General features: G+C 67.4%; 21 protein-coding genes. 15 read left to right on the top strand and 6 right to left on the bottom strand.

Annotated features, from left to right (window positions below; genetic code table 11):
- The first annotated feature begins 125 nt into the window (after positions 1-125).
- From ACFWZ3_RS04975 to ACFWZ3_RS04925, 11 genes are all read left to right on the top strand, one after another.
- Positions 126-449 (top strand): hypothetical protein, encoded by a 324-nt coding sequence (locus ACFWZ3_RS04975; protein ID WP_439706681.1) that lies wholly within the window; start codon positions 126-128, stop codon positions 447-449.
- 3 nt (positions 450-452) lie between these two features.
- On the top strand, positions 453-827 hold the full coding sequence (locus ACFWZ3_RS04970; protein WP_439706680.1) for a GntR family transcriptional regulator: 375 nt from the start codon (positions 453-455) through the stop codon (positions 825-827).
- A complete protein-coding gene (locus ACFWZ3_RS04965) occupies positions 824-1681 on the top strand; it encodes an ABC transporter ATP-binding protein (RefSeq protein ID WP_439706679.1) in 858 nt (285 codons plus the stop codon). The genes ACFWZ3_RS04970 and ACFWZ3_RS04965 overlap by 4 nt, the downstream gene beginning before the upstream one ends.
- Positions 1678-2673: a hypothetical protein gene (locus ACFWZ3_RS04960; RefSeq protein ID WP_439706678.1), complete on the top strand. Its 996-nt coding sequence runs from the start codon at positions 1678-1680 to the stop codon at positions 2671-2673. Before ACFWZ3_RS04965 ends, ACFWZ3_RS04960 begins: the two co-directional genes overlap by 4 nt.
- 61 nt (positions 2674-2734) lie before the next feature.
- A complete protein-coding gene (locus ACFWZ3_RS04955; RefSeq protein WP_439706677.1) occupies positions 2735-3385 on the top strand; it encodes a hypothetical protein in 651 nt (216 codons plus the stop codon).
- A gap of 24 nt (positions 3386-3409) precedes the next feature.
- On the top strand, positions 3410-3946 hold the full coding sequence (locus ACFWZ3_RS04950; protein WP_439706676.1) for a DUF2884 family protein: 537 nt from the start codon (positions 3410-3412) through the stop codon (positions 3944-3946).
- Between the two features lie 41 nt (positions 3947-3987).
- On the top strand, positions 3988-4686 hold the full coding sequence (locus tag ACFWZ3_RS04945; RefSeq protein WP_439706675.1) for a DUF4386 domain-containing protein: 699 nt from the start codon (positions 3988-3990) through the stop codon (positions 4684-4686).
- Positions 4687-4735: 49 nt separating this feature from the next.
- Positions 4736-5152 carry a DUF6326 family protein gene (locus ACFWZ3_RS04940; RefSeq protein WP_439706674.1) on the top strand — a complete coding sequence of 139 codons (417 nt, stop codon included), beginning with the start codon at positions 4736-4738 and terminating at the stop codon, positions 5150-5152.
- Positions 5153-5242: 90 nt separating this feature from the next.
- Positions 5243-5878: a GDSL-type esterase/lipase family protein gene (locus tag ACFWZ3_RS04935; RefSeq protein ID WP_439706673.1), complete on the top strand. Its 636-nt coding sequence runs from the start codon at positions 5243-5245 to the stop codon at positions 5876-5878.
- 82 nt (positions 5879-5960) lie between these two features.
- Positions 5961-7454 carry an AlkA N-terminal domain-containing protein gene (locus ACFWZ3_RS04930; protein ID WP_439706672.1) on the top strand — a complete coding sequence of 498 codons (1494 nt, stop codon included), beginning with the start codon at positions 5961-5963 and terminating at the stop codon, positions 7452-7454.
- Positions 7455-7534: 80 nt separating this feature from the next.
- Complete coding sequence (locus tag ACFWZ3_RS04925) at positions 7535-8044, top strand: methylated-DNA--[protein]-cysteine S-methyltransferase (RefSeq protein WP_439706671.1); 510 nt, start codon at positions 7535-7537, stop codon at positions 8042-8044.
- Between the two features lie 43 nt (positions 8045-8087).
- Here ACFWZ3_RS04925 and ACFWZ3_RS04920 read toward each other — a convergent pair whose 3' ends face one another.
- Positions 8088-8381 (bottom strand): hypothetical protein, encoded by a 294-nt coding sequence (locus ACFWZ3_RS04920; RefSeq protein WP_439706670.1) that lies wholly within the window; start codon positions 8379-8381, stop codon positions 8088-8090.
- Positions 8382-8545: 164 nt separating this feature from the next.
- Here ACFWZ3_RS04920 and ACFWZ3_RS04915 point away from each other — a divergent pair, with 164 nt between their 5' ends.
- Positions 8546-9790, top strand: a complete 1245-nt coding sequence (locus ACFWZ3_RS04915) for an ectonucleotide pyrophosphatase/phosphodiesterase (RefSeq protein ID WP_439706669.1) — start codon at positions 8546-8548, stop codon at positions 9788-9790.
- A 7-nt stretch (positions 9791-9797) separates the two neighbouring features.
- Here ACFWZ3_RS04915 and ACFWZ3_RS04910 read toward each other — a convergent pair whose 3' ends face one another.
- Positions 9798-10190: a VOC family protein gene (locus tag ACFWZ3_RS04910; RefSeq protein WP_439706868.1), complete on the bottom strand. Its 393-nt coding sequence runs from the start codon at positions 10188-10190 to the stop codon at positions 9798-9800.
- 11 nt (positions 10191-10201) lie between these two features.
- A complete protein-coding gene (locus tag ACFWZ3_RS04905) occupies positions 10202-11464 on the bottom strand; it encodes an MFS transporter (RefSeq protein WP_439706668.1) in 1263 nt (420 codons plus the stop codon).
- A gap of 314 nt (positions 11465-11778) precedes the next feature.
- On the opposite strand from ACFWZ3_RS04905, the gene ACFWZ3_RS04900 reads away from it, so the two are divergent.
- Positions 11779-12390, top strand: a complete 612-nt coding sequence (locus tag ACFWZ3_RS04900; protein WP_439706667.1) for a hypothetical protein — start codon at positions 11779-11781, stop codon at positions 12388-12390.
- A gap of 62 nt (positions 12391-12452) precedes the next feature.
- On the opposite strand, the gene ACFWZ3_RS04895 is transcribed toward ACFWZ3_RS04900, so the two are convergent.
- On the bottom strand, positions 12453-13832 hold the full coding sequence (locus tag ACFWZ3_RS04895; protein WP_439706666.1) for a formimidoylglutamate deiminase: 1380 nt from the start codon (positions 13830-13832) through the stop codon (positions 12453-12455).
- A gap of 92 nt (positions 13833-13924) precedes the next feature.
- Here ACFWZ3_RS04895 and ACFWZ3_RS04890 point away from each other — a divergent pair, with 92 nt between their 5' ends.
- Together ACFWZ3_RS04890 and hutI are read left to right on the top strand one after the other, a co-directional pair.
- On the top strand, positions 13925-15490 hold the full coding sequence (locus tag ACFWZ3_RS04890; protein ID WP_439706665.1) for a GNAT family N-acetyltransferase: 1566 nt from the start codon (positions 13925-13927) through the stop codon (positions 15488-15490).
- A gap of 122 nt (positions 15491-15612) precedes the next feature.
- On the top strand, positions 15613-16845 hold the full coding sequence (gene hutI / locus ACFWZ3_RS04885; RefSeq protein ID WP_439706664.1) for an imidazolonepropionase: 1233 nt from the start codon (positions 15613-15615) through the stop codon (positions 16843-16845).
- Between the two features lie 232 nt (positions 16846-17077).
- Here hutI and ACFWZ3_RS04880 read toward each other — a convergent pair whose 3' ends face one another.
- Positions 17078-17878 carry a cysteine hydrolase family protein gene (locus tag ACFWZ3_RS04880; protein ID WP_439706663.1) on the bottom strand — a complete coding sequence of 267 codons (801 nt, stop codon included), beginning with the start codon at positions 17876-17878 and terminating at the stop codon, positions 17078-17080.
- 16 nt (positions 17879-17894) lie between these two features.
- Positions 17895-18362, bottom strand: a complete 468-nt coding sequence (locus tag ACFWZ3_RS04875) for a hemerythrin domain-containing protein (RefSeq protein ID WP_439706662.1) — start codon at positions 18360-18362, stop codon at positions 17895-17897.
- Positions 18363-18426: the final 64 nt, after the last annotated feature.

Below are 18426 nucleotides of genomic sequence, written 5' to 3'. Positions count from 1 at the left end.
CACACTGACAAGCAATGAATTTCGGCATAGGCCATCAGTCATGGCCTGTTGCCTGTTGACGCTTTCGAGGATGGTGTTATAGTTCACTACAACACCGGTCCACGAGGTCACTAAGGAGACCCGCCATGAAAGCGCAGAACCTGATCGCCCTGGCCGCCGCCACGCTGTTTACCGCGACGGGCCTGGTTGCCCTCAATACCCCGGTGCGCACCGCGCCGGTTTCCGAAATCAACGGCGTCCGGGTGGTCAACCTGGCCCCGGTCGAGGTCAGCCCGACCGCCAGCGACCTGCGCGCCGCCGCACTGCTGGAAGGCTCGGACATCACCAGCGCCACCCTGGCGCCGACGCTGGGCACGCGCGCCGAAGCGGGCGCCACCCTGCTCGGGGCGCAGTTGGCCATGCCCTACTATTCGTTCGGCACCCAGATCGCCCGTGCCAGCAAGGAATAACGTATGACCATCACCTGGAACGACAGCGTCCCGATCTACCGCCAGCTCCGCGAACGCGTGGTGGCGATGATCCTGGATGGCGCCTTGAACGAAGGCGACCCGCTGCCGTCGGTACGCCAGGTGGCGGCGGATTTTCAGATCAATCCGCTGACCGTTTCGAAGGCGTACCAGGAGCTGGTCGACGATCAACTGGTCGAGAAAAGGAGAGGACTGGGCATGTTCGTTACTGATGGGGCCCGCGAGGCCTTGTTGAAATCCGAACGCGAGCGCTTCCTGCGCGAGGAATGGCCGGCCCTGTTTGCGCGCCTGCAGCGCCTGGGGCTGGATCTCAAAACGCTGATGCGCGAAGCGCCGGCCACCACGGAATCGAAGCCATGAGCGCCATCGTTACTGCTCGCAACCTGAGCAAGCGCTACAAGAACGCGACCGCACTGGACAGTGTGAACTTCGAGATCCAGCCCGGCCGCATCGTGGGCCTGATCGGCCCCAACGGCGCCGGCAAGACCACCGCGCTCAAGGCCATCCTGGGCCTGACGCCCTTCGACGGCGAACTGAACGTGCTGGGCTTCGACCCGCGCACCCAGCGCGACAAGCTGATGGAACAGGTCTGCTTCATCGCCGACGTGGCGGTGCTGCCGCGCTGGATCCGCGTGCGCGAGGCGGTCGATTTCGTCGCCCACGTGCATCCGCGCTTCGACCGCGCCAAGTGCGAGGGCTTCCTCAAGCGCACCAAGCTCACCCCCGACCAGCGCGTGCGCCAGATGTCCAAGGGCATGATCGTGCAGTTGCACCTTGCTCTGGTGATGGCCATCGACGCCCGCCTGCTGGTGCTGGACGAGCCGACGCTGGGCCTGGACATCCTCTACCGCAAGCAGTTCTACCAGAGCCTGCTGGAGGACTACTTCGACGAGAACAAGACGATCATCGTCACCACCCACCAGGTCGAAGAGATCGAGCACATCCTTACCGACCTGATGTTCATCCGCGACGGCAAGATCGTGCTGGACACCGACATGGACGCCGTCGGCGACCGCTTCGCCGAAGTCATGGTCAGCGCTGACCAGGCCGCCGCCGCACGCGCACTCAAGCCGATCGACGAACGCCAGGTCTTCGGCAAGAGCATCTTCCTGTTCGACGGCGCCGACCGCCCGACGCTGGAGGCTCTGGGCGAGATCCGCCGGCCTTCCGTCAGCGACCTCTTCGTCGCCACCATGAAAGGGACCTACGCATGAAAACCCTTGCTGGCAACCAACTGTACTGGCTCGTCAAGCGCGAGTTCTGGGAACACCGCGGCGGCTTCCTGTGGGCGCCGCTGGTGACCGGCGGCATCTTCCTGCTGCTCAACATCATGGGCATCATCACCGCCGAGGTGATCGGCGCCCGCCACGGCATCCACATCGGTGAGCTAGGGGCAGCGAAGCAACATTTCGGCGGCGGCAACCTGCAGAGCGTCATCTCGCAGATGGACGCGGGCGACATGAGCCAGGTGGGCATGGCGCTGGACATGGCCATGTACTCTTCCATGGCGCTGATCTTCGTGGTGCTGGGCTTCGTGGTGTTCTTCTACTGCCTGGGCGCCATCCATGATGAACGGCGCGACCGCAGCATCCTGTTCTGGAAGTCGCTGCCGCTATCGGATACCGAGACCGTGCTGTCCAAGGTCGTCAGCGCCACACTCGTGGCCCCGGTGATTGCGACCGTGGCCGGCATCGCCGCAGGCATCCTGCAACTGTTGATCGTGGCAACGACGTTGTCCTTCCACGGCATCCACGTGTGGCAGTTGCTGATGCTCGCCCATCCGGTCCGCGTCACGCTCAACATGATCGGCCACATCCCGCTGTACCTGCTGTGGGCCCTGCCCTCGGTCGGCTGGCTGATGGCGTGCTCGGCCTGGGCCCGCACCAAGCCGTTCCTGTGGGCCATCGCCCTGCCGGTCGCCACCGGCCTGCTGGTCACCTGGTTCGGCATCATGGGTCTGTTCAACCTGTCCGCCGGCTGGTTCTGGCAGAACATCGTGGCCCGCGCCCTGTTCAGCGCCTTCCCCGGTGCCAGCCTGATCGCCAGTGACGACCTGATCCACACAGGCAACAACAACCTCGACTTCATGAACCTGGGCAATACCTACCACCTGCTCGGCTCGGTCAATCTCTGGGTCGGCGTGGCGGCGGGTGCGGCGCTTATCGCGGCGGCCATCTGGTTCCGCCGCTGGCGCGACGAAGGCTGATCGCAGGAAATCCGCACCTGCACTGCAAGTCCGAATGCCACATCCGACCAAAGGACGATCCATGAAGATCCGCACGATCACCCCCGGCGCCGTTGCCCTGGTTCTGCTCCTGGCCGGATGCGGCTCTTCCGGCTCGAACACTGGCGACAACGTGACCGAGGCCATGAAAGAGGTCGACCAACAGACCTCCCCATCGTTGATCTCGGCCGAGATTCACAAGGGGATCGAACAGGCCAAGCGCGAGCTGGCGACCAAGGACATCGACATCGGCAACATCCACGTCGGTCATGGACAGCAGGATGCTCGCGATTCCCTCCCCCATGCGGCGATCACGCCGCAAGGGGATCTGGTGATCGCCGGCAAGACGGTCGACGCCACGCCGGAGCAGCACGCCCTGCTGCTCGATTACCGCCAGCAGGTCGTGGGCATTGCCGAGGCAGGCATGGACATCGGCGAGCACGGCGCCAACCTGGGCACCCGGGCCGCCAAGGAAGCGATCTGGGGCGCGCTCACCGGGAAAAGCGACAAGGAGATCGAGGCAAGCATCAAGCCGCAGGCCGAGCAGATCAAAGTCGTCGCCATGAAGCTCTGCCACGACCTGCCGGGCCTGCTGGCCTCGCAGCAGAAGCTGGCCGCAGCAATGCCGCAGTTCCGCCCCTACGCGACCATGACGCAGAAGGATGTCGACGACTGCGGACGCGACGAAAACTGACCGGTTTCTCCAGGAGGCCAAGGAATGTTCTCTCATCACACCCGCTTCGCCCTCGCCCTCGCAGCCGGCCTGGTTCTGGCCGGCTGCGGCAATGGGCTCGATACCACCACGATCGCCAACGGCGGCATCGTGGTCCTCGGTGACCAGGTCACGCTCCACGGCATCGGCAGCAGCGAGGCTCTCCTCGATGCCACCGGCCGCCTGGTGATCGACGGCCATGACGTGGCGGTCGATGCCACGCAGCGGCAGCTGCTCCAGCAGTATTACCAGGGTGCACGCGCCGTCCGCGAACACGGCGTGGCCACCGGCAAGGCAGGCGCCGCAGTGGCGGTGCAATCGCTGAAGAACGCGGCGGAGCACGTCACCGGCAGCGACAGCGAGCAGGCCGACGCGAAGCTCGACACCGCGACCCAACGCGTCGACAACGAGGCCAACAAGATCTGCCTGGACATCGGCCAGATCCGCGACGCGCAGAACCGTCTCGCCAGCTCGCTGCCCGCATTCAAGCCGTTCGCCGGGATCATCGACGGCGACGACTCCGACTGCGCCGACGACTCCTGACCAGCCCGTACCAACGGCACCACAGCGGCGATGGAGGCTGCATGAAAGGAAACGCGCGGGTCGCCGGGCTGCTCTACCTGATCACGGTAGTCACTGGCATGTTCTACCTGGGCTACGTGCCCTCGCAGTTGGCGACGCATGGCGACGCCGCCGCGAAGGTCGCGCGGGTCCTGCAGATGGACACGCTGTTCCGGCTTGGCATCGTTGCCGAGCTGGCCTGCCAGGCCGCGTTCCTGCTGCTTCCGCTGGCGCTGTATCGGCTGCTGGGCGGTGCCGGCAGGACGGCTGCGGCGCTGATGGTCGCGTTCGCCGCCGCGAGCGTGCCGGTCGCCCTCGCCAACGTGGGACATCGTCTGGAGGTCTTGTCGCTGCTGGGCAACGCGGACTACCGCCAGGTGTTCGACGCCCGGCAGTTGCAGGGCCAGGTGATGTTGCACCTGGATGCCTACCGGCAAGGCCTGCTCATGCTCGAGGTCTTCTGGGGCGCGTGGCTGCTGCCGCTGGGCTACCTGATGGGCAAATGCGGCTTGCTGCCCCGGTTGCTGGGGATGTTCCTGATCCTGGGAGGCCTGGGCTACCTGGTCGATTTCCTCGCCACGCTCCTGCTGCCCTCGTATGCGGCATCGGCCCTGGCCGATTACATCCTGCTGCCGGCATCCGTCGGCGAGCTGGGAACCTGCCTGTGGCTGCTGGCCGGCGCCCCCACCAGGACGCCCATCACTGCTGTCCGGCACGTCTGAGCCACACCCGACCGGGCCGTCAGGCCCACCCATCGACACGGAGCAACCGATGGCCCGTACCCGTTTGGAAGAGCTCAAGGTCCATGTGAGATTCAAGCTGTCCGCGCTGTGGGCGGCCATCATGTCCTGTTACATCTACGGCGACTTCTGGGGCCTGTACCGGCCCGGCAACCTCAAGGACATCCTCGAGGGCATCGGCCCGCTGGGCCCCACGAGCCAGGGCTCGCTGGTGGCCGTGTCCGTGCTGGTGGCCGTACCGGCGTTGATGATTTTCCTGTCGCTGGCCTTGCCGGCGTCGTTCGCGCGCTGGCTCAACCTGCTGATCAGCATCGCGCTGACCGCGATCATTCTCGCCACGCTCCCGGGCGCCTGGGCCTTCTACGTGTTCATGAGCTGCGTCGAGATCGCGCTGCAATTGGGCATCGCCTGGTACGCCTGGCGCTGGCCGCGGCAAGCCGCAAGCTGACCCGCGCGGGCCTGCCCCGCTTCCATCGCACCACTCTCCCCCGGAGGCCTAACCGGCCGCCGCACTCCCCCTCATGCCCGAGGTATGCCCATGCGACTGATCAGGATCCTGCTTGCCGCCCTTCTCGTTGCCTTGCTGCCAGCGTCCATGGCGCTGGCCGCGGCCCCGCCGCGAACCGTGTTGCTGGTGGGCGACAGTCTCAGCTCGGCCCATCGCATACCGGTCGAATCGGGCTGGGTCCACCGCCTGCAGGAACGGTTGAAGCTCGCCAGTGCGACGCCACCGGCGGTCATCAATGCCAGCCGTGCCGGCAAGTCGATGGCCGACGCGCTCGTGGAACTGCCTGGCTTGCTGGCGAAGCATCGTCCCGATGCGGTCATCCTCGAGCTTGGCGGCAACGATGCCTTCCTCGGCGCCAGCGAAGAGCAACTGCACCGGGACCTTGCCCGTCTGATCGATATGGCCAGGAAGGCCGGTGCGCGGGTGGCCGTGCTCGGTTTCGAGATTCCGCCCAAGCTGGACCGCGATCATTGCGGTGCGCGGTTGAACGCGGTCTATCGGCAGGTGGCCAGCGAAAAGCACGTCGTGCTGCTTCCCTCGCTGATGGCGGGCGTGTCCGACCAGCCGTCGCTGCTGCTCGACGATGGCGTTCACCCCACGGCCGCCGCCGGTGAGCGCATGCTGGAAAACGCCTGGGGCACGCTGAAGCCGTTCCTGCTGGATTAGCACGCACCGGTCTCGCTGAGGTCATCCATAGATGTCCGAAAGCGGCGAGTGTTGCGCCAAGGCCGGTGCTAGCCTGCATCGCATGTCCACACCGCAAGCCAGCCTTCCCGACCACCACGTCTGCGAACAGGCACGCCTGAGCCGCGATGCGCGCTTCGACGGTTTGTTCTTCACCGCGGTCACCAGCACGCGCATCTACTGCCGCCCGGTTTGCCCCGCGCCGCCGCCCAAGCCGTCGAACGTGCGCTATTACGCCAACGCGGCGGCGGCCGAAGCGGATGGTTTCCGTCCCTGTCTGCGCTGTCGGCCCGAGCTCGCACCGGGCCACCCGGCCTGGCGTCGTGGCGAACACGTGGTGGCGCGCGCGCTGGAGATCATCGACGAGGGGGCGTTGTCGGAGGGATCGCTCGATGCGGTGGCGTCCCGCGTAGGCGTCGGTGGCCGGCAACTGCGCAGGTTGTTCGTCGAACACCTGGGCGCACCGCCGCTCAGCGTGCATACCACACGCCGGCTGCTGTTCGCCAAGCAGTTGCTGACCGAGACCGCCTTGCCGGTCACCGAAGTAGCGCTGGCCGCCGGCTTCGGCAGCCTGCGCCGCTTCAACGCGGCGTTCGCGCAGGCCAATCGCATCGCACCCAGCGAGCTTCGTCGTCAGCCCCGCGCGCTGGATGCCGGCGCGCTGGTGCTGCGGCTGGGTTATCGGCCGCCCTACGACTTCGAGGGCGTGCTGGACTTTCTACGCACGCGCGCCCTGCCCGGCATCGAGCAGGTGGATGCGCATGCCTACGTACGCGTGTTCGGCCCCACCGAAGCACCCGGCTGGTTGCGACTGTCGGCGTGGCCGGGCGGCGAGCATGCGCTCAGGCTGGAACTGCATTGTCCGCAGCCAGACCGCATGCTGGCGGTGGTGACCCGGCTGCGGCGCATGTTCGACCTGGACGCCGCACCCCAGGCGATCGGCGCGGCATTGGGTGCCGGCGGCGTGCTCGCGCCGCTGCTGCGCCGACGGCCGGGCCTGCGCCTGCCCGGTGGATGGGACGGTTTCGAGATCGCCGTGCGCGCGGTGCTGGGCCAGCAGGTCAGCGTGGCCGCGGCGCGCACGCTCGCCGCCCGTATTGTCGAACGCTGGGGCGAGCCGTTGGCCGCGCCCGCGCTGCCTGGGCTGGCGCGGTTATTCCCGACGCCGGAACGGCTGGTCGACGCCGACCTGCGCGAGGTGGGCGTGATCACTGCGCGTGCGCAGACCATCCGCGGCATCGCGCGCGCCCTGCTCGACGGTCGCGCGGATTTCCGCGCCGGGCAGTCGCTGGAAGCGTTCGTGGCGAGCTGGACTGCGCTGCCCGGCATTGGCCAATGGACCGCCCAGTACATGGCGATGCGCGCGTTGAGCCATCCGGATGCCTTCCCCGCGGCCGACCTGATCCTGCGTCGTGCGGCAGCTGGCGATCGTGGCGAACTGAGCACGCGCGCCCTCTCGACGATGGCCGAGGCGTGGCGGCCCTGGCGCGCCTACGCGGTCATGCATCTGTGGCGCAGCGTGGCGGATCAGGTATCACCCGCAAAGAAGCGCGCGTGAGTGTGCATGCCGGGCCCTTCGACTTCGCTGCGATACGCTCAGCACCGCTCCATCCACCGCTCCCTGAACGAGCACGACCCTTGACCCCCGTCTGGTACGACAATCTGCCCAGCCCGATCGGCCAGCTTCGCCTCGTCGCCGACGAACAGGGCCTGCGCGAGGTGTGGTTCGAAACCGGCCGCCACCAGCGCGAACCGGATCCTTCCTGGGAGCGCTCGCCACTCGCGCTCGCCTTTGCCCGCGAGCAACTGGAGCAATATTTCGCCGGCACGCGGCAAGTGTTCGACCTGCCGCTGCATCCGCACGGCACGCCGTTCCAGCGGACCGTGTGGCAGGAACTGGCGCGCATTCCCTACGGCGCGACCATCAGCTACGGCGAGCTGGCGCGACGCATCGGCCAGCCGCAGGCGATGCGCGCGGTAGGCGCCGCCAACGGTCGCAATCCCTTGCCCATCGTGCTGCCGTGCCATCGCGTGATCGGCGCCAACGGTAGCCTCACCGGCTTCGGCGGCGGCCTGCCGACGAAGCGGTTCCTGCTGGCCCATGAAGAAGGCGTGGCGCGCGGAGACCTGTTCGGCCTGGTGAACTGAGTTCCGCTGTTGCGCGCGTGCCACGCCCGCGCAACGGCCAGGGTCAATCCGTGCTGCGCGAGGACGCCGGCGCCTTGCCCGAACGCACCAGCGGCGGCGCGACGGCGCTCTGGTAGCGGTCCAGCAGATCCTGCTGGCGGGCGCGGTAGAGCTCCCGCTGTGCCTGGTCTCCCTGGTCCAGCCGCGTGGCGTGGATGGTGCTGGCGGTATAAGGCCGGCGCATGGCATCCGCGCGACCCTGCCGCAGTTGTTCTTCGACCCGGTTCTTCTGCAGCTGGTCGCGCACCTGGTTCTCCCGCACGGTCTGCTGGAAGCGCGCGTTCGAAAGTGGCTGCACCACGATCACGGGGCGGGGCGCCGCCGGTTGCGATTGCCAGGCGCACGCTGCCCCAGGCAGCGCCAGCGCGAAGGCAAGGGGCCAAAAGCGTAACGGCGCGCGGGTTTTGAACGACATGGAGGCGGTGCGATGATGGGGAGTCGTTGCATCGTACGAAGTCACCTATGAAAAACCTGTTTCGCCTCTTGTGCTGCCTGGTGCTGGCATTCAGCGCCGGTTGCGCCACCTCGCCACGCACCGCCGATAACAAACCGACGCCCCTGCTGCTGGTTTCGATCGACGGCTACCGTGCCGATTACCTCGACCGCGGCCTGACGCCCACGGTGGCGATGCTCGCGCGCGATGGCATCCACAGTGCCATGCAGCCGTCCTTCCCCTCGCTCACGTTCCCGAACCACTACACGATCGTGACCGGTCTGCGCCCGGACCACCACGGCATCGTCAACAACACGATGTACGACGCGCAGCTGGGCAAGTTCTCGCTGCACAACCGCAAGGCGGTAAGCGACGGGCGCTGGTGGGCCGAGGGCACGCCGCTGTGGGAGACCGCGGACCGCTACGGCCTGCGTACCGCGACCATGTTCTGGCCCGGTACCGAGGCCGATATCCATGGCCGCCACCCTGACCACTGGCAACCCTACGACGGCAACGTGACGCCGGCGCAGCGGGTCGACCAGGTGCTGGCCTGGCTGGATCTTCCATCCGCCCAGCGGCCGAGTTTCCTCACCCTGTACTTCGATGCCGTCGACCACGCCGGCCACCTGCACGGGCCGGATTCGCCGGAGGTGAACCAGGCGTTGCGCGAAACCGACCAGGCGATGGCACGACTGGTCGAGGGCCTCAAGCAGCGCGGGCTGCTCGATGCCATCAACCTGATCGTGCTGGCCGACCACGGCATGGCCGCGGTGCCGCTGGACCACAGCGTGCTGATCGAGCAGCAGCTGGACCTCGACGACGTGCAGGTGGTGAGCCTGGGCGTGCTGGCCGGCTTCAATCCCAAGCCCGGGCACGACTTTGCGGCGATCGAAGCGCGGATGGAACGCCCGCACCCGCACATGCAGTGCTGGGACAAGACCCGCGTGCCGGCACGCCTGGCTTACGGCCACAACCCGCGCGTGCCGCAGCTGCTATGCCTGGCCGACGTCGGCTGGCGCATCACCACGGCCGACTGGCTGGCCTCGCACAAGGGCCGCATCAGCGTGGGCGAACACGGCTATGACAACGCGGCGCCGCAGATGCGGGCGCTGTTCGTGGCGCACGGGCCCGCCTTCCGTGACGGCGCGACCGTGCCGCCCTTTCCCAACGTGGACGTCTATCCGCTGATGGTGCACCTGCTCGGCCTGCCGCCGCAGCCCAGCGATGGCGACTACGGCGCAGTCAAGGCGATGCTCGAACCCGGGGTGCGCTGATCCGGGCTCATGCTCCGGCCTCTGCGTAATTGCCCACCTCGACCAGGTTGCCGTCCGGGTCGCGGAAATACACCGACAGGATGGAACCGCACGCGCCGGTGCGCGGCACTGGCCCCTGCAGCACATCCACCCCACATGCCGCCAGGTGCGCGAGCACCTGCGGCATCGGCACGGCGGTGACCAGACACAGATCGCCGGTGCCCGGCATCGCATTGGGCGCCTTCGGCTCCAGCTCCGCGCCCACCGCGTGCAGGTTGATCTTCTGCGAGCCGAAAGCGAGTGCGCGGCGACCTGCGCCGAAGGTCACCACGTCCATGCCCAGCACGCGTGCATAGAACGCGCAGGTGGCCTCGACGTCCGCGACGGTGAGTACGACGTGGTCGATGGAATCGATCTTCATCCGGGTGACGGTCATGGCAACGGTGGCTCCGTCCCCGGCGATGGCGGCCCGGGCAGCGGCCGCAGGAAGTACAGCCGCCAGGCGATCAGCAGCCCGGCCAGCACCATCGCGCCGATGAACGCGGCCACGCCGTTCCAGCCGTGCGCCGTGTAGAACAGGCCGCCGCCCGCGCCTGCCAGGCTGGAGCCCATGTAGTACGCGAACAGGTACAGCGACGACGCCTGCGCCTTGGCGTTGCCGGCGCGCCGGCCGACCCAGCTGCTCACGATCGAGTGCCCACCGAAGAAGCCGAACGTCACCGCCACCACGCCAGCGATCACCAGCACCAACGGCCGGAACACGGTCATCCCCACGCCCGCCAGCATCAGCGCGAAGGTCGTCCACAACACGCGCCGCCGTCCGAGCCTGCCAGCCAGGTGGCCCATCCAGGCCGAGCTGAAGGTGCCGATCAGGTACACGCTGAAGATCAGCCCGACCACCGCCTGGCTCAAGCTGTACGGCGGCGCGAGCAGCCGGTAGCCGATGTAGTTGTAGACGGTGACGAAGGCGCCCAGCAGCAGGAAACCCTCGACAAACATCCACGGCAGGCCGGCGTCGCGGAACACTCCGGCGAAGCGGGCCACCAACGTGCGCGGGCGCAGTGGCTGGCGCTCGAAGTGGTGCGAAGGCGGCAGCAGACGCCAGAACATCAGGCCGGAGGCCAGACCGATGCCGGCCACCACCATGACGCCCACACGCCAGTCGAAGAAGTCCGCCAGCACGCCGGTCACCAGGCGCCCGCCCATGCCGCCGATGGCGTTGCCGCTGATATAGAGGCCCATGCCCAGGCCGATCGAGTCGGGGTGCATCTCCTCGCTCAGCCAGGTCATCGCTACCGCAGGCAGGCCGCTCAAGGAGATGCCAAGCAGGGTGCGCAGGACCAGCAGACCGGTCCAGCCGGGCACGATCGCGGTGAGCAGCACCAGCAGGGCCGAAGCGATCAGCGATACGGTCATGACCGACTTGCGCCCGTAGGCGTCAGACACCGCACCGGCAAACAGCATGGCAAAGGCCAGCACGCCGGTGGTCAACGAGAGGGACAGCGCGCTGGTTGCGGCGCTGACGCCGTAGTCGTTGCTGAATTCGGGCATCAGCGGCTGCACGCAATACAGCAGTCCAAAGGTCGCGATGCCGGCGGCGAAGAGGGCCAGGTTGGCCTGGCGAAACAGCGGAGTGCCGTGTCGGATCAGCGATCCGTCGGCGGTGCCGGCGACCGGCACGGGGTGGTCATTCATCGGCTGCCCTTGGCGGGCCGTGGCGGGTGGGGAGCGCCATTGTCCTCCTCTGCGGAATGGCCGCAAAGCCACCCGGCTTCCTCGATCGTCCACGGCCGGGCTGGAATGCGGAGCGAAAGCGAACTCCCCCGCTCCTCCGGGGAGAGGATCGGGATGAGCGGCCGGGGCTCGCGCGAAGCCATGCAACATCGGCTTTAGCCCTTGTGTGGCACGCTGGCCCCCAGCCCACAACCACCCGCGTACCCATGATGGATCGCCGCGAGCCCCGCCCCTCACCCTCCTCCTTTGCCCAAAGGGCAGAGCGAGCCAGGTGCATGGCATCGGGTACGCCCAGGCCGACCTGGCTACTGCTGCTGTTGCTGACGTGGTTGGCCTCGTGCACCGCGCAGACGCCGACCTCCACGGCCCACCAACCCGCGCCCGAAATCGTCGACTCCGCGCACGGCTTTGCGATCGCGGTACCGCCCGGCATGTACGTGCGCCACCATTTCCGGCGCAGTTACCTGGGCAGCACCGCGTGGAAATCGTTCGCAGGAGAAGATGCCCACGGCAAACCGGTCCTGGCATTGGTGCTGGACGGCTCCAACGCCGTCACGGCGGCGGAACTGCGCATCGGTGTCGGCGACGATGCGGCGGCCCGCATGCATTGCCTGGACGTACCGACCAGCGGCGTGCCTGCACGGGTCTCGCACGTCACCCTCGCCGGCGTTCCATTCACCCGCTTCCATACCGCCGACGCGGCGATGAGCCACTACCTCGACGTGGAGGCCCATCGGGCCGTCCACGATGGTCGTTGCTACGCGATCGACCTGCTGGTTGCCGGCACGCGGCCGGAGGTCTATGACCCGCCAGCCTCGCCGCCTTTCCGACAGGATGACGCCAGGCAACACCTGCACGATGCGCTGGCAGGCTTCCGCTTCCTGTAACGCTGCCACCGCTCAGCGAACGCCGAGGTGCGAGGCGCCCCCTTCCCCGCCTGTCGCTGCGCTCAGCCCGGCGAGATTTGCCTGAGCCGCTGTACTGTCTCACGATAACGCTGCGCGATACGCGCCTCGTCGTGGTGCTGGAAATCCCGCACTACCCAACGCCCGCCGCTCATCACGTGCCTTACCAGTGGCGTGTTGCCGGCGAAGATGAAGCTGTCCAGCAGCGCAGGTTCCTCGCGCGCGGCCAGCAGCGGCGAGCCGTCGTCGAGCACCAGCAAATCCGCGCGATGATCCGGCTGCAACGCCCCGATCGCGAGCCCCGAGGCCTGCGCGCCACCTTTCAGCGCGGCGCGCCACAGCGTCTGGCCAACGCTCGCGCCTTCGTGGCGCGCGGCGATGTTGCGGTGGCGCGTAGCCAGGCGCTGGCCGTATTCCAGCCAACGCAATTCCTCCACTGGCGAAACCGAAATGTGCGAGTCCGACCCGATGCCGAGCCTGCCGCCCGCGTCCATGTAATCGGCCAGCGGGAACAGGCCGTCGCCCAGGTTGGCCTCGGTGGTCGGGCACAGGCCGGCGACCGCCCCGCTGCGCGCCAGGCGCGCGGTCTCCGAATCGTTCAGGTGCGTGGCATGCACCAGGCACCAGCGCGCGTCGATCTGGGCGTGGTCGAGCAGCCATTCGACCGGGCGCGCGCCGCGGATCGCCAGGCAGTCCTGCACTTCGCCGATCTGCTCGGCGATGTGGATGTGGATCGGCGTGGACTGCGCCAGGCCGCTGGCGAGCACGGCCTGCAGCGCATCTTCCGGTACCGCGCGCAGCGAGTGCAGCGCGATGCCCACCTTCAGATCTGCGCCCTGTTGCGCGCTCAAGGTTTCGAGCAGGCGCAGGTAGGCCTCGACCTCGTGGCCGAAGCGGCGCTGCCGCACGCCCAGCGGGCGCCCGTCGAAACCGCCACGCATGTACAGCACCGGCAGCAGGGTCAATGCGATGCCGGCCTCGCGCGCCGCCTCGACCAGCGCCAGCGACATCGCCTCGGGCGGTGCGTAGGGCGTGCCATCGGGACGGTGGTGCAGGTAGTGGAACTCGCAGACCTGGGTGTAGCCGGCCTTGAGCATCTCCACGTAGAGCTGCGCGGCAATCGCCTTCAGGTCGTCCGGACCGACCGAGGCGGCGAAGGCGTACATCGTTTCGCGCCAGCTCCAGAAGCTGTCATCCGCCCTGCCCCGCCGCTCGGCCAGGCCGGCCATCGCGCGCTGGAAGGCGTGCGAATGCAGGTTCGGCATGCCGGGCAGCACCCAGGTCCCCAACGTTTCGGCAGGGCCATCCTCCACCGCCTGCAACATGCCGTCGGCGCCGATGCCGAAAATGCCGTCGCGGGTCCAGCCGTCGCCCTGCCACAGGTAACCGGCATGGCATCGACGGGGGCGGTTGGATGAGGTCATGGGGCTCTCCGGGGCAGACGGCCAAGTGTAGCGCCCGACGGACGACCGCCCCGGCAACGGTTCCACCACACACCCTTTCGGATACTGGCCGCATGCCCAAGAAGACGCCCGAGCAAACCGCCAAACTGCTGCTGCGCCAGGCCCGTCCCGATGATGTGCCGGCGCTCGTGGACCTCACCGGCCGCGTCTACTCGCCCGAATGGGGCCATTCGGCGGAGATGCTGCGCTCCCAGCAGACGCATTTTCCCGAGGGCCAGTTCGTCGTCGAGTACGCCGGCAAGGTGGTCGGTTACTGCGCGACGTTCCGCATCGACGAGGCGACCGCGCTCAAGCCGCATACCTGGGCGCAGATCACCGGCGGCGGCATGGGCTCGCGGCACAAGGCCGACGGCGATTGGCTGTATGGCATGGAAGTAGTGGTGCACCCGGATTACCGCGGCATGCGCATCGGCCAGCGGCTCTACCACGCACGCAAGCGACTGTGCGTCGACCTGAAGCTGCGCGGCATCGTATTCGGCGGGCGCATTCCCGGCCTGGCCAAGACCATCGGCCGCTACGGCAGTGCCGAGGCGTACGTACAGGCGGTGGTCGCCGGTGAACGGCGCGACGCCACGCTTAGCTTCCAGCTCGCCAACGGCTTCGAGGTGATCGGACTGCTGCGCGCCTACGTGCCGTCGGACCACGAGTCGCTGGGCTGGGCGGTGCATCTGGCATGGCGCAACCCCAGCCTGCTCGACCATCCGGACATTCCCTCGATTCCGTCCCCGAAGCACTTGCCCGATTCGGTGCGCGTGGCCTCGGTGCAGTACTTCCAGCGGCGCATCCGCTCGTTCGACGAGTTCGCGACACAGGTGGAGTACTTCACCGACATCGCCGCCGACTACAACGCTGATTTCGTGACCTTCCCCGAGCTGATCACGCTGCAGCTGCTGTCGATCGAGAACGAGGAATTGTCGCCGGTCGAGGCGATCCGCAAGCTCAGCCAGCACACGCCGCAGGTGAAGGAGCTCTTCAGCCGCCTGGCGGTGCGCTACAACATCAATATCATCGCTGGCTCGCACCCGACCGAACAACCCAACGGCGACATCCACAACGTCTGCTACGTGTGCCTGCGCGACGGCTCGCTGCACGAACGCGAGAAGCTGCATCCCACGCCCAGCGAGCGCAACGTGTGGAACATCACCGGTGGCGAGAGCGCAGCCACGATCCAGACCGACTGCGGCCCGATCGGCGTGATGATCTGCTACGACTCCGAGTTTCCCGAGGTGGCCAGGCACCTGGCCGACCAGGGCGCGCTGATCCTGTTCGTGCCCTTCTGCACCGACGTGCGCGAAGGCTACCTGCGGGTGCGCTACTGCTCGCAGGCACGGGCGATCGAAAACCAGTGCTACGTGGTGCTGTCGGGCAACGTCGGCAACCTGCCGGGCGTCAACAACTTCGACATCCAGTACGGCCAGAGCTGCATCCTCACCCCCAGCGACTTCCCCTTCGCGCGCGATGGCGTGGCCGCCGATTCGACGCCGAATATCGAGACGGTGCTGTTCGCCGACCTGCGCCTGGAAAGCCTCGCCCGCGCGCGCAACGCCGGTGCGGTGACCAACCTCAAGGACCGGCGCTTCGACCTGTACGAAATGCGCTGGCGCCCGCAGCCGTTGTAAGGCGTTACAGGGCCCCGCTTGCGGGTGGGGCCCTTCTTGAGGTCCACGGCGGCGGCGCCTGTTTGCGATAATCGCGCGATGCCCGCCTCCAACCCTCTCCGCAAGCTTCGCCGGGAAACGCCATGACCAAGCCGCGTTGGGACCATCTGTTGATCGGCGCAACGCTGGCCACGTTCACCGGGGAGCGGCCGTTCGGATTGATCGAGCGCGGTGCGCTGGCGATCAAGGATGGAACCATCGCATGGGTCGGCCCCGTGGCAGAGCTTCCGGGCGCGGCCGACGCCCTGGCCGATACCGTCGAAAACCTCGACGGTGCGCTGGTGACGCCAGGCCTGGTCGATTGCCACACGCACCTGGTATTCGGCGGCGATCGCGCGCACGAGTTCGACATGCGCCTGAACGGCGCGAGCTACGAGGAGATCGCGCGCGCCGGCGGGGGCATCGCTTCGACCGTCGGCGCCACGCGCGCCGCGGACGGTGACGAACTCCTTCGGCAGAGCCTTCCGCGCGCGCGCGCGCTGCTTCGCGATGGTGTGACCACGCTGGAGATCAAATCGGGCTACGGGCTCGACCTCGACACCGAACGCCGCATGTTGCGCGTGGCGCGGCGCATCGGCGGAGCGCTGGGCATCGGCGTGCGTACCAGTTTCCTCGGCCTGCATGCCCTGCCGCCGGAGTACCGCGAGCGGCGTGCCGATTACGTGACCCTGGTGTGCGACGTGATGCTGCCGGCGCTGACCGCCGAAGGCCTGGTCGACGCGGTGGACGCGTTCTGCGAAGGCATCGGCTTCAGCCGCGAGGAGACCGCACGCGTGTTCGAGCGCGCCCGCGCGCTTGGCCTCCCGGTGAAATTGCATGCCGAGCAGCTGTCCGATCTCGACGGCGCGGCGCTCGTCGCCGAGCACCGCGGGTTGTCCGCCGACCACCTGGAGCATCTGAGCGAATCGGGCATCCGCGCGATGGCCACCGCAGGCACCGTAGCAGTGCTGTTGCCCGGCGCGTTCTACGCGTTACGCGAAACCCGTCTCCCGCCGATCGACGCCTTGCGTGCGCACGGCGTGCCGATGGCGATCGCCACCGACTGCAACCCGGGAACCTCGCCGCTGCTTTCGCTGCGACTGGCAGCGAACATGGCATGCACGCTGTTCCGGCTGACGCCCGAAGAAGCGTTGCGCGGGATCACCCTGAACGCGGCGCGCGCCCTCGGACTGGCGGATCGCGGCACGCTTGCGGTTGGCCAGCGCGCGGATCTGGTGGTGTGGAACGCACGGATGCCCGCCGAGCTTTGCTACTGGATCGGCGGCGATCTGCAGCGTTCGGTCTGGGCGGGCGGAGAACCTTTGCCGCAAGCCTGACCGGAGACCGCGCTCCGAGCGCCCCATCGGTCTGTCGGCACCTTCGCGGTGCCTCGGGGAAGGCTCGTTGATGCAGACTGCAGCCCGAGCCCCTTTCCGCTTGCAGGGAATGGCGCATGACGCAAGCGACCGCCTGAATCCTTCCCCCGCTTGCGGGGGAAGGTGCCCGAAGGGCGGAAGTCTTGCGAGAAACCATCCAAGGCCCCGGCCTCGGCTCTCACCATCGCGAAAATCAATCCTCCGGTGTTTTCGCCGGAATGAACGGCGACACCGGATCGCTCGCCGGGAAAGTCTCCTCGACGGCTTCGTCGGTGAGGTCGCTCTCATGCGCCTTGCGGCCCTGCCGCTCGTTCTCGGTTTCCGGGCGCTGGGGCTTGTTGCAATCGGGATGCTGCGAGTCTTTGCGGTCGTGGCTGCTCATTTTCTGGCTCCGCTGAGTGTTGTCCCATTCCGGCAGGCGCGCGTCGATGCGGGTGATGTCGGCCTTGGCGACTTCCTGCATGCACGCCAGCGCACGCTGGTTGCGCAGGGTGGTCTGCGAGGCGATGCCGTCGGCCGGCACCCACAACGGGTACTGGCGCATCTGCGCGTCCATCGCGGTGCGCAGCACGCAGTCGTCACCGGCAATGCCGACCAGCGCCAGCGCCTTGATCTGGAGTTTCTCCAGCAGCGTGCACAACGGCGTCTCATAGAACGCCGAATGACGCGGCTTGAGGATGAAATAGTCTTCCACGCCCGGCAGCAGGCCGTCGCTGAGCCGGGCGCCGCGGGAACCGACCCGACGGCAGTGCTCGATGACCTTGGCGAAATCGGCGTGCCAGCGCCCGAAGTTGTCGTTGGCGTAGATCACCGGCAGGCCGTGCGCGTGATACCAGTCGCGCAAATGCCCGATCGTCGTCGCGGCCGGCATGGCCTGCTCCAGCAACGCCTCGCCGCCCTCGAATTCAAGGTCGTTGAGCATGTCGATGATCAGCAACGCGCTGTGCCGCGGGTCGAAGGAGGCCTCGTGTTCGTGCTGGTCGGTGTTTGCCATGATGTGCGACGCCACCTCAGGCCGCTGCCTGGCGCTTCTTCAGCTCCACCTTGCGCTGCGCCATCTGCTCGCCCAGCTCTTCCAGCGTCTTCTTGCTCAGCAGCGCCTTGGCGCGCTTGAACATCTCCTTCTCCTCCTCATCGGCGTGGTGCTCGAACAACTCCTTGAGCACCTTGGCGCGACCGGAGAATTTTTCGCTGTCGACCTCGGTCTTGAGCAGGTCCGGCAACACCAGGTCGCCGGCGGCGCGGTGTTCTTCCAGCGCCTCGAAATACATCTTCGCGTCGTCCTTGCCATCGCCGGCCTTCTTGAACGCCGGATAGAAGATTTCTTCTTCGATGGTGTTGTGGGCGCGCAGGTTGGTTTCGATCTTGTCCAACAGCTCCTGGCGTTTCTTCACGCCGCGCGCGGTGGTGCCGGCCAGCTCCTCCAGCAGCGCCCTCATGTTCTTGTGGTCCTGGGTCAAAAGCTCGATTGCGTTCATGCCGACTCCACTGCCACCCCTGCCAGCCGCACGTTTCCATGCGCACGGTGAAGCGCGTGTCTTC

Origin of the sequence: Frateuria sp. GZRR35 (assembly GCF_051900415.1) — a bacterium.
Lineage (GTDB): Bacteria > Pseudomonadota > Gammaproteobacteria > Xanthomonadales > Rhodanobacteraceae > Frateuria_A.
The sequence above is the reverse complement of the archived record's forward strand: the minus strand, read 5'-3'. Positions and strand labels throughout refer to the sequence as shown.

What these genes read in the sequence shown, in the direction of transcription:
- ACFWZ3_RS04900 (WP_439706667.1), top strand. Translation starts at nt 11,779, where the DNA reads ATGGCATCGGGTACGCCCAGGCCGACCTGGCTACTGCTGCTGTTGCTG.
- ACFWZ3_RS04960 (WP_439706678.1), top strand. Translation starts at nt 1,678, where the DNA reads ATGAAAACCCTTGCTGGCAACCAACTGTACTGGCTCGTCAAGCGCGAG.
- ACFWZ3_RS04915 (WP_439706669.1), top strand. Translation starts at nt 8,546, where the DNA reads ATGAAAAACCTGTTTCGCCTCTTGTGCTGCCTGGTGCTGGCATTCAGC.
- ACFWZ3_RS04935 (WP_439706673.1), top strand. Translation starts at nt 5,243, where the DNA reads ATGCGACTGATCAGGATCCTGCTTGCCGCCCTTCTCGTTGCCTTGCTG.
- ACFWZ3_RS04875 (WP_439706662.1), bottom strand. Translation starts at nt 18,362, where the DNA reads ATGAACGCAATCGAGCTTTTGACCCAGGACCACAAGAACATGAGGGCG.
- ACFWZ3_RS04880 (WP_439706663.1), bottom strand. Translation starts at nt 17,878, where the DNA reads ATGGCAAACACCGACCAGCACGAACACGAGGCCTCCTTCGACCCGCGG.
- ACFWZ3_RS04910 (WP_439706868.1), bottom strand. Translation starts at nt 10,190, where the DNA reads ATGAAGATCGATTCCATCGACCACGTCGTACTCACCGTCGCGGACGTC.
- hutI (WP_439706664.1), top strand. Translation starts at nt 15,613, where the DNA reads ATGACCAAGCCGCGTTGGGACCATCTGTTGATCGGCGCAACGCTGGCC.
- ACFWZ3_RS04955 (WP_439706677.1), top strand. Translation starts at nt 2,735, where the DNA reads ATGAAGATCCGCACGATCACCCCCGGCGCCGTTGCCCTGGTTCTGCTC.
- ACFWZ3_RS04905 (WP_439706668.1), bottom strand. Translation starts at nt 11,464, where the DNA reads ATGAATGACCACCCCGTGCCGGTCGCCGGCACCGCCGACGGATCGCTG.
- ACFWZ3_RS04975 (WP_439706681.1), top strand. Translation starts at nt 126, where the DNA reads ATGAAAGCGCAGAACCTGATCGCCCTGGCCGCCGCCACGCTGTTTACC.
- ACFWZ3_RS04890 (WP_439706665.1), top strand. Translation starts at nt 13,925, where the DNA reads ATGCCCAAGAAGACGCCCGAGCAAACCGCCAAACTGCTGCTGCGCCAG.
- ACFWZ3_RS04945 (WP_439706675.1), top strand. Translation starts at nt 3,988, where the DNA reads ATGAAAGGAAACGCGCGGGTCGCCGGGCTGCTCTACCTGATCACGGTA.
- ACFWZ3_RS04940 (WP_439706674.1), top strand. Translation starts at nt 4,736, where the DNA reads ATGGCCCGTACCCGTTTGGAAGAGCTCAAGGTCCATGTGAGATTCAAG.
- ACFWZ3_RS04895 (WP_439706666.1), bottom strand. Translation starts at nt 13,832, where the DNA reads ATGACCTCATCCAACCGCCCCCGTCGATGCCATGCCGGTTACCTGTGG.
- ACFWZ3_RS04950 (WP_439706676.1), top strand. Translation starts at nt 3,410, where the DNA reads ATGTTCTCTCATCACACCCGCTTCGCCCTCGCCCTCGCAGCCGGCCTG.
- ACFWZ3_RS04965 (WP_439706679.1), top strand. Translation starts at nt 824, where the DNA reads ATGAGCGCCATCGTTACTGCTCGCAACCTGAGCAAGCGCTACAAGAAC.
- ACFWZ3_RS04970 (WP_439706680.1), top strand. Translation starts at nt 453, where the DNA reads ATGACCATCACCTGGAACGACAGCGTCCCGATCTACCGCCAGCTCCGC.
- ACFWZ3_RS04930 (WP_439706672.1), top strand. Translation starts at nt 5,961, where the DNA reads ATGTCCACACCGCAAGCCAGCCTTCCCGACCACCACGTCTGCGAACAG.